This is a genomic window from Streptomyces sp. URMC 127 (assembly GCF_051386535.1).
Taxonomy (GTDB): domain Bacteria; phylum Actinomycetota; class Actinomycetes; order Streptomycetales; family Streptomycetaceae; genus Streptomyces.
In genome coordinates this window covers 1-8908 of the sequence record NZ_JBPQTW010000259.1, presented here as the reverse complement: position 1 = coordinate 8908, position 8908 = coordinate 1, and the positions used below count along the sequence as shown (strand labels likewise).

Genomic DNA, 8908 nt, shown 5'->3' with positions numbered 1-8908 from the left:
CCCCCCCCCCCCCCCCCCCCCCCCCCCCCGCTGCACGTGTTGCCGCATTTCAAAAACTTTTGCCGATTCAAAACCCTCTGCGGCATACTGGCGATTCTCCCCCCGGTGTACCGACCATTCCTCTATTCCTGTGTGAGGGCCCCTGCCCCATGGGCGTTTTTCTGCGTGCCCTGCGTGCACTTGTCGTGCTCGCGGGTTTCTATCTGCTGTGCCTGGTCGTCCTCGGCGTCTTCGCCGGAATCGGAGTCGCCGTTTACTGGCGGGGAGTCAATCCCCTCGCCCTCAAGCTCACCGTCGTCCTCGCCCTCCTGGCCTTCCCCGTCGTGCGCGGAATGCTGCTCTTCCGTACGCCCAAGGACGACGGCGACGAAGGCCTGCCCGTCTCCGAGGAGCAGCAGCCGCGGCTGTGGGCCGCCGTGCGCGAGGTGGCCGGCGCCGCCGGCACCCGCATGCCGGACGAGATCCGCCTCACCGGCACCGTCAACGCCGCCGTCAGCGAGAACGCCCGCCTGCTCGGGCTGCTGCCCGGCCGCCGCCGGCTCTACCTCGGCGTCCCCCTGATGACCGGCCTCGACGAGGCGCAGCTGCGCGCCGTCCTCGCCCACGAGTTCGGCCACTACGGCCACGCCGACACCCGCCTCTCCGCCGTCACCGCCCGCGGCCGGCACGCCGTCGCCCGCACGGTGAACGCTTTCGCGGAGCGGGCCGAGCAGCAGGTGGAGAAGGAGCGGCTGCGCCAGGAGAAGGCCGCCGAGAAGGCCCTGCGCAAGGGCCGCAAGGCCAAGGAGGTGGACACCCGCGGCGCCGGGTGGACCTACCGCCGGATGAGCGGGCTCTTCATCGCCTACGGCAAGTTCGCCCTGCGGGCCACCCAGAGCGACGCCCGCCGCCAGGAGCTCGCCGCCGACCGGCTCGCCGTCCGGATCGCCGGCCGCGACGCCACCGCCTCCGCGCTGCGCGAAGCCGTCGTCCTCGACGCCGCCCACGGCTTCTACCTGCGCGGGTACGCCTCCGTCGGGCTGGCCGCGGGCCTGCTGCCCCCGTACGGCCAGTTCTACGGCGGGCTCTCCCGCCTGCTCGCCGAACCGGCCCGCCAGGAAGAGCTCGACGCACTGCGCCGCGACCTGCCGCCCGGCGACCCCTCCCCGTACGACGCGCACCCCCCGACGGCCGAGCGGATCCGCCTCATCGAGGCCATGCCCGACGACGGGCGCGGCAGCCGGCCCGCCGGCCCCGCCATGGGCCTGCTGCAGGCCCCCGCGCGCGTCTTCGCCGACCTCGAAGCGGCCACCCTCACCCAGGAGGCGCTGCACCTGCCCCGCGCGGACTGGCCCGAGCTCGTCCACCACGGCATCCGCGCCGGCCACGAGGCCGACGCCGGCCCCCTCCGGGACGCCATCGCGCGCGTCACCGGCGGCCCCCTCACCCTGACCGCCCTGCTGGACGCGGCCGACCGCGGCAGCCTGTGGCAGATAGCCGCAGCCCTCCCGCAGCCGCGGGCCGCGCAGCAGGCCACCGGCCGCGCCGCGCGCGAATTCCTGCGCCCGGCGCTCCTCGACGGCCTGACCAGCCTCGTCCTGCTGGAGCTCGTGGAGGCCCGGACGGCCTGGTGGGAGCTGTCCTGGGCGGAGAGCGCCCGGCTGCGCCTGCCGGACGGCTACGACGCCCTGCTGCCGCAGGCTCTGGAGGCGGCCGTCGCCGACGCCCCCGACACCGCGCCGCTGCGGCGCCTGCTGCCGCAGACCGCGCACGCCTGACCCGCCGCCGCCTCCCGCGCCACCGCCCCGCCGCACCCCTTCGCACTCTTCGCACCTCTTCGAACGAATCGAGCCGAACCCCCGTGGCACGACTGCTGCCCCTCCTCGTCATAGCCGTCTGGATCTTCATCTGGTACCGCAACCGCAAGGGCGCCGCCGCACGGCCCGGGCGCGCGAAGACCACCGCCCCCGCCGCGCCCCGGCTGTCCCAAGAGGCGGCCGCCCTCGGCCTCCTCCCGCAGGACCGGCAGGACACCGAGCGGCTCCTGCACGACCCGCAGATCGACGGCGCGCGGGCGGCGGCGGAGCGCGGCGCCTGGGAGCCCGCCGCCGAGGCCATGACGGCCATCGGCAAGGACTGGGAGCGCCGGACCGCGCTCGTCATCTCCCTCGCCCACGCCGCGGCCGGCGAGGACGCCTGGCTCACGGCCTGGGAGGCCGCCCGCCCGGGCGACCCCGATGCCGCCGCCGTGCGCGCCCGGTCCACGGTCTTCCTGGCCTGGCAACTGCGGGGCGACCGCACCGCGGACCGCACCTCCGCCGAGCAGTTCGAGGGCTTCCACCGCGTCCTGCTGCGGGCCCGCGAGGACATCGCCCGCGCCGTCGAGCTCGCCCCCGAAGACCCCTCCCCGCACGTCTCCGACCTCTGGGCAGGGCTCGGCCTCGGCTACCCGCACGCCTACGTGAACGAGCTCTGGGCCGAGATCACCACCCGCGCCCCGTACCACTACGAGGCGCACTACAGCGCCCTCCAGTACTGGTGCCAGAAGTGGCACGGCTCGGCCGAGCTGGCCCGTGCCTTCGCCGACAAGGCCGCTTCCGGCGCACCGGCCGGCACCCTGCTGCCCGCCCTGCGGCTCGTCGCCCACTTCGAGCACCTCGACCGGCCCCTCAACGGCAAGCACTACCGCACCCCCGAGGTCACCGCCATGGTCGACGCCCTGCTCGCCGACCTCCCGGCCGTCCGGCCCGACCACCCGCGCCTCCCCGAGGCCCGGCACCTGCTGGCCTTCTTCCTGGTGCAGCAGAAGCGCCACGCCGAGGCCCTCGAACAGTTCCGGCTCGTCGACGGCTGCGTCGCGTCGATCCCCTGGAGCTACTTCGAGGACCCTGCAAAGAAGTACTGCGATTACCGGGAACGAGCCGTTCAGGGCGCCCGGTAGCCACTCCCCGTTCACCAGACCGCACCCCGCACCTTCCCCACCTGCAACCGAATAAAAAAGCAGAGCCCGATCCGTTTGCGGGCGTGCGCAGCGTGAACTCGCTGTTGCGCACCGCCACTTGACGGATTGGGCTCTGCTGTCTTGCCGCTCCCCGGTTTACTGGGGAACGCTCTGAACCAGCCGGTCGGGCGCTGCTGCGCGCCGAAAGGGATCTGGAGGAGAAATGACGACAGCGCCGCGCGGGCGGGAAGAACTTCCCTTCGACAAAGGTGGTGTTCTGCCCGCCGTTCTCAAACCGGGCGACGGCGCGCAGCGCCTGTGGGGAAAGGGCTCGCTGGTCACCGTGAAGCTCACGGCCGAACAGACCCGGGGCGCCATGGGAATGACTCATTTCGCGGCGAAGCTCGGAGAGCGCTCGCCGAGCCACATCCACACGCTCGAGGACGAGATCTTCATGATCGGGAGCGGTGGCGTACGGGCCACCGTGGGCGACCGCACCGAACTCCTCGAAGGCGGCAGCGTGCTCTTCCTGCCGCGCGGAATCCCGCATTCGTATCTGGTGGAGAGCGAGACGGCCGACCTGTACGTGCTCACCTGCCCCGGCGGATTCGAGCGGTTCTTCCTGGACGGCGGATATCCCGTGCACATGGGGGCTGCCGCGCCGGTCGGCGACCGCTGGTCCGTCGAGCGCACGCAGGAGGTCGCGGAGAAGCTCGGTCTCGGCATCATCTGGGGCAGCTGACCGGCGATATCACTGGCACCGCACAGAGAGAACCATGGGCATGCTGAACAGACGAACCATGCTGACCGGCACCGCCGCCGCCGTGGCGGGCGCCGTCGTGACACAGACGGGCCTCGTGCCCACCCGGGCCGCCGCGGCGGGCCCCGGCGCCGGGGCGGAGGCCGGCGCCGGGGCACCCGCGGCCGTCACCGTCCTGCCGGACGACCCGCGCTACGCGGACCTGGTCGTCGGCAACAACACCCGCTGGGTGGGCCGTCCCGAGTCCGTGCGCATCGTGCACACCACCGAACAGGTCGTCCGGACCGTCCAGGAGGCGGTCCGCGCCGGCAAACGGATATCCGTACGCGGCGGCGGCCACTGCTACGCCGACTTCGTCTACAACCCCGACGTCCGGATCGTCATCGACATGACGGCCATGGACCGGGTCGGCTACGACGAGCAGCGGAAGGCGTTCGTCGTCGAGGCCGGGGCCACGCTGCTGCACGTCTACGAATCCCTCTACAAGGGCTGGGGGGTGGCCCTCCCCGGCGGCATGTGCTACTCCGTGGGCGTCGGGGGCCATATCAGCGGCGGTGGCTACGGCATGCTCTCGCGCAAGCACGGCCTCACCGTCGACCACCTCTACGCCGTCGAGGTCGTCGTCGTGAACGCCGACGGCACCGCACGGGCCGTGGTGGCGACCCGTGAGGCCGGCGACCCGAACCGCGACCTGTGGTGGGCGCACACCGGCGCCGGCGGCGGCAACTACGGCGTGATCACCCGCTACTGGTTCCGCTCGCCGGACGCGACCGGCAGCGAGCCCGCCGCGCAGCTGATGCACCCGCCGAAGGACGTCTACGTCAGCGCGATCTCCCTGCCCTGGAGCAAGCTGGACAAGACGCGCTTCGCCACCCTGGTGAAGAACTTCGGGACCTGGCACGAGAAGAACAGCAGCCCCGACTCGCCGTACGCCTCGCTGTGCAGCTTCCTGATGATCAACCACCGGGCCAACAACAGCATCGGGCTGCTCACGCAGATGGACGCCACCGTGCCGGGCGCGGAGAGGCTCATCACCGCCTACGTCGCCTCCATCACCTCGGCCCTCGGCATCAAGGCCGAGCCGCTGACCACCGCGGTCGGCGAACAGGGCCCGATGCCGGACTTCTTCACGCCGCAGCGCGTGCCCTGGCTGGCCTCCGTCCGCTTCCTGGGCACCAACAACCCCACGCTCACCAACCCCACCCTGCGGGGCATCCACAAGTCCGCCTACCTGCGCAAGGGCTTCAACGACGCCCAGATCGCCTCCCTCCACAAGCACCTGACGCGCACCGACCTGCAGAACCCCAACTCAATGGTCGTCCTGCTCTCCTACGGCGGGAAGATCAACACCGTGCGCTCCGGAGACACCGCCTCCGCCCAGCGCGACTCCGTCTTCAAGGGCCTCTTCCAGAGCTTCTGGCCCGGCGAGAACGAGGACCCGCAGAACCTCGCCTGGACCCGCGAGATCTACGCGGACGTCTTCGCCGCGACCGGCGGCTACCCCGTCCCCGGCCCCGCCACCGACGGCTGCTACATCAACTACCCCGACAGCGACATCACCGACCCGCGGCACAACACGTCCGGGGTGCCCTGGACGACGCTCTACTACAAGGACAACTACCCCCGCCTGCAGCGCGTGAAGGCCGCCTACGACCCGCGCAACGTCTTCCGCCACTCGCAGTCCATCGCCCTGCCGGGGCAGTGACCCCTCACGGAGGAGAACCCAGATGACCGCACAGTTCGAAGGCAAGGTCGCCCTCGTCACCGGGGCGGGCTCCGGCATAGGCCGGGCCAGTGCCCGGGCCTTCGCACGACAGGGCGCGACCGTCGTGGCCGTCGACGTCGCCCTTGAGGCCGCCGCGGAGACCGTGCGGCTCATCGAGGAGGAGGGCGGCAAGGCGAGCGCCGTCGCCGCCGACGTCACCAGCGCCCAGGACACCGAGGCGATGGTCGCCACGGCGGTCTCCCGCCACGGCGGCCTGCACATCGCGCACAACAACGCCGGTCTCTTCGCCCCGCCCGCGCCCCTGGCCGACACCGACCTCGCCACCTGGCACCGGCTCGTCGGCGTGAACCTCACCGGCGTGATGCTGTGCATGAAGTACGAGATCGCCCATATGCGCGAGCACGGCGGCGGAGTGATCGTCAACGCCTCGTCCAACATCGGCTTCCACGGCCGCCGCCCCGGCATGGCCGCCTACGTCGCCTCCAAGGCCGGCGTCAGCGCCCTGACGCGGGTGGCCGCGCTGGACCACATCAAGGACGGGGTCCGCATCAACGCCGTGAGCCCCGGCGCTTCCAACACCTCCATGTCCTTCCGCCCCGGCGAGAGCGAGGCCGACCGCAACGCGCGGGTGGCCGGCACCGTGCCGATCGGCCGCGTCGGCGAGACGGAGGAGATCGTCGCCGCGGTCCAGTGGCTCGCGTCGGACGCCGCGAGCTTCGTCGTCGGCCACGACCTCGTGGCGGACGGCGGCATGACGGCCTGAACACCGCAGGGGGTGCGGATTGCGGTAGAGCCGCACGGACAGGTCGCGCAGCCGCAGCATGGCCGGCACCGTGGCGCGCAGCACGGCCGGATCCCGGGTGAAGGCCGCCTCCAGCAAGCACAGCAGCCGGGCGTACTCCTCGTTGAAGCGCTCGGCGGCGCGCCGCACCGCGCTCCCGGGCGGATAGTGGGCGACCCTCGCCCCGGGGTCGATGGGGTAGGCGTCCTCCCAGCGGACGTCGATCGCCGGGCCGGTCGGCCCCGAGGCGGGGGTGTCGCGCGGGCCGTAGCTGCGCCGCCTGCGGAGCTCGTCGAACCGGAAGTAGTGCGCGGGCTCCCGGGCCTCCCCGAAGAGCAGGTCGTCGGAGTCGTAGACGCCGCGGCTCGCGCCCTCGCCCTGCTCGGTGACGACCCGCAGGGCCCTGAGGGCCGAGGCCAGGCCGGTCACGGGGAAGACCTCGCCGCCGGAGTTGTAGAAGTCCGCAGGTCCGGCCTGCCGCCGCGGGTCGCCGCTGAAGAGGGCGGCCTCGCCCAGCTCCCCGGCCAGCCGGACCAGGCCCGCGCTGATGGTGTTGTAGAACTGGCCGATGGACGTCCAGCCGGTGTGGCCGGCCACGGACGGGTGGCCGGGAGGCTCCGCCACGTACTCCGGGCGCTCGATGTACAAGAAGGTGTCCAGCGCCTCGGTGCCGAAGTGGCGCAGGGCCACCGGCACCTTCTCCCGGCTGTAGGGCAGCAGGGCCGGATAGCCGGTGACGAACCGGGAACGGGCCACCAGGGGCCTGCCGCCGACGGCGTTGAGGACGTTGGCGACGAGGGCCATGTGCAGCATCTCTTCGAGCACGACGGCCCGGATCGCATAGAAGGCGCTCCGGTTGGTGCCGGGGTGCAGCGTGTACATCGCCGTCAGGTAGGGCGGGATGGTGAGGTGTTCGAGCGTGAGGGCGGCCTGCAGGAAGACATGCAGGTCCGCACGGTCGCGCGGGATGCGGAACGGCGGCTCCGCGACCCGGGCCGGCACGGCCGGGAGCCCGGCGGGAGCCTGCGGTGCGCTGCTCACGGGCGTCCTTCCTTCGTGCGCAGGATGGCGGGCCGGTGAGCTGCCGTCAGGTCGCGGTGGATGCGCTCGCTGCTGCGCAGGGCGAGGGCGGCCATGGTCAGGGAGGGGTTGGAGGTGCCCATCGAGGGCATGCTGCCGCAGCCGACGGCGTAGAGGCCCGGGTGGTCCCAGCAGCGCTGCCAGGAGTCCACCACCGACGTGCCGCGCGCGTCGCCCATGACGTGCGTGCCGCCGCCGTGCCCGGCGCCGTTGAAGACGAAGTCCCGGCCTTCGAAGCGGAACCAGCCGGGGGAGAGCGGCCCCGGGCCGTACGCCGTGCGGTCCTCGGCGCCCAGCAGGCGGAAGAGCTGGTCGGAGACGGCCTTCGCGGCGGCCATGCCGCGCTTGACCCGGTCGGAGAGGTCGTACGTGAGGACCGGCCGCGGGAGGCCGAGCCGGTCGGGCCGGCGCGGGTCGAGGGTGACGCGGTTGCGCTCCTCGGCCTCCTGCTCCATGAGGAACTGCACGGAGACCTGCCGGCCGATCTCCTCGCCCAGCGCGGCCCGCAGCCGGGCCCCGAAGACCCCCTTGCCCCGGGGCTGCGCGGAGTCGGCGCCGATGCCGAGCAGGCGGGCCACGTCGCTGCCCGGGGACCCCGCGGGCCAGCCCCAGCCCCAGTTGCTGATCTCGACGCGGAAGGGGGCCCGGGAGCGCCGGGCGGGCCCCGTGCGGAAGCACTCCAGGCCCGCGGTGGAAGCGGGCCCGCGGAATGGTCCGACCGGGTGGTCCAGCAGCCCCCAGCCGAGCAGGACCGGGTGGTCCATCAGATTCCGCCCGACCTGGTCGCTGTGGTTGCCGAGCCGGGAGAGCAGGAGCAGCCTGGCGTTCTCGACGGCGTGGGCGGCGAGGACGACGACGTCGGCCTCGGCCGTACGGGGGGTGGGGGCGGGGGCGGCCGGGTCCTCGTACTCCAGGTACTCGACGCCGAGGACGCGGCCCGTGCCGCCGGCCAGGACGCGGCTGACGACGGCGCGCGTGAGGAGCCGGACCCGGCGGCGGTCCCACGCGGCCTGTGTCTTGAGGGGGGTGTATTTGGCCTGCACCGGGCAGATGGGCACGCAGGAGGCGTTGCCGACGCAGCGCTCCCCGTAGTTGGGCAGGCCCGCCGCGCCCACCGGGCGGTAGCCGCGGCCGCCGTCGTAGCGCGGGTCGGGGGTGCTGTTGCGGGCGTGGGGCGTGCCGGTGACGCGCAGCGTGGCGGCGGGGGCATCGGGGGCCTCCCGGACGGCGGCTCCGTCGAGGCGGGCGGCGAAGACCTCGTCCACATAGCTGCGGGGGATCGGGCGCATCGGGTAGACGTAGCCGGCCGGGAACGGCAGGCCGACGGCGCCGGCCTGCTCTGCGGCGTCGCCGGCGACGCCGAGGGCCCGCTCGGCGGCGCGGTAGTGGGGCTCCAGGTCGTCGTAGCCGATGGGCCAGTCGCGGCCGTAGCCGTAGGTGCGGCGGGTGCGGAAGTCCTCCGGGTGCATGCGCGGGGTGAGGCCGAGCCAGTGCAGGACGGTGCCGCCGCGGGCGCGCAGATAGTCGCTGCCGTAGGGGAGGGGGCCCTGCTGGAGGAAGTAGCCGTGGGAGCGGTAGCCGCCGGAGGGCAGGCCGGTGAGGTCGAGGGCGTCGGGGGAGGGGGCGGCGGCATTGGGCCGG

6 protein-coding genes and 1 pseudogene are annotated in these 8908 nt (G+C 73.1%); 5 read left to right on the top strand and 2 right to left on the bottom strand.

Going from position 1 to position 8908, the window contains the following annotated elements:
• Nucleotides 1-149: 149 nt before the first annotated feature.
• From ACSNOH_RS31140 to ACSNOH_RS31120, 5 genes are all read left to right on the top strand, one after another.
• The gene (locus ACSNOH_RS31140) at nt 150-1757 is read left to right on the top strand and encodes a M48 family metalloprotease (RefSeq protein ID WP_436724794.1); all 1608 of its coding nucleotides are present in this window, start codon (nt 150-152) and stop codon (nt 1755-1757) included.
• Nucleotides 1758-1840: 83 nt separating this feature from the next.
• Nucleotides 1841-2920 (top strand): hypothetical protein, encoded by a 1080-nt coding sequence (locus tag ACSNOH_RS31135; RefSeq protein WP_436724793.1) that lies wholly within the window; start codon nt 1841-1843, stop codon nt 2918-2920.
• A 223-nt stretch (nt 2921-3143) separates the two neighbouring features.
• Nucleotides 3144-3662 (top strand): cupin domain-containing protein, encoded by a 519-nt coding sequence (locus ACSNOH_RS31130; RefSeq protein WP_436724792.1) that lies wholly within the window; start codon nt 3144-3146, stop codon nt 3660-3662.
• 34 nt (nt 3663-3696) lie between these two features.
• Entirely contained in the window at nt 3697-5385 is a 1689-nt protein-coding gene (locus tag ACSNOH_RS31125) for an FAD-dependent oxidoreductase (RefSeq protein WP_436724791.1), read from the top strand.
• A gap of 22 nt (nt 5386-5407) precedes the next feature.
• A complete protein-coding gene (locus ACSNOH_RS31120; RefSeq protein ID WP_436724795.1) occupies nt 5408-6169 on the top strand; it encodes an SDR family NAD(P)-dependent oxidoreductase in 762 nt (253 codons plus the stop codon).
• Nucleotides 6170-6481: 312 nt separating this feature from the next.
• Here ACSNOH_RS31120 and ACSNOH_RS31115 read toward each other — a convergent pair.
• A pseudogene (locus ACSNOH_RS31115) lies at nt 6482-7189 on the bottom strand (ferritin-like domain-containing protein); the annotation flags it as partial.
• 35 nt (nt 7190-7224) lie between these two features.
• Nucleotides 7225-8908: GMC oxidoreductase (locus tag ACSNOH_RS31110; protein ID WP_436724790.1), on the bottom strand; the 1684-nt coding region annotated here is incomplete at its 5' end.

What these genes read in the sequence shown, in the direction of transcription:
- ACSNOH_RS31120 (WP_436724795.1), top strand. Translation starts at nt 5,408, where the DNA reads ATGACCGCACAGTTCGAAGGCAAGGTCGCCCTCGTCACCGGGGCGGGC.
- ACSNOH_RS31140 (WP_436724794.1), top strand. Translation starts at nt 150, where the DNA reads ATGGGCGTTTTTCTGCGTGCCCTGCGTGCACTTGTCGTGCTCGCGGGT.
- ACSNOH_RS31130 (WP_436724792.1), top strand. Translation starts at nt 3,144, where the DNA reads ATGACGACAGCGCCGCGCGGGCGGGAAGAACTTCCCTTCGACAAAGGT.
- ACSNOH_RS31125 (WP_436724791.1), top strand. Translation starts at nt 3,697, where the DNA reads ATGGGCATGCTGAACAGACGAACCATGCTGACCGGCACCGCCGCCGCC.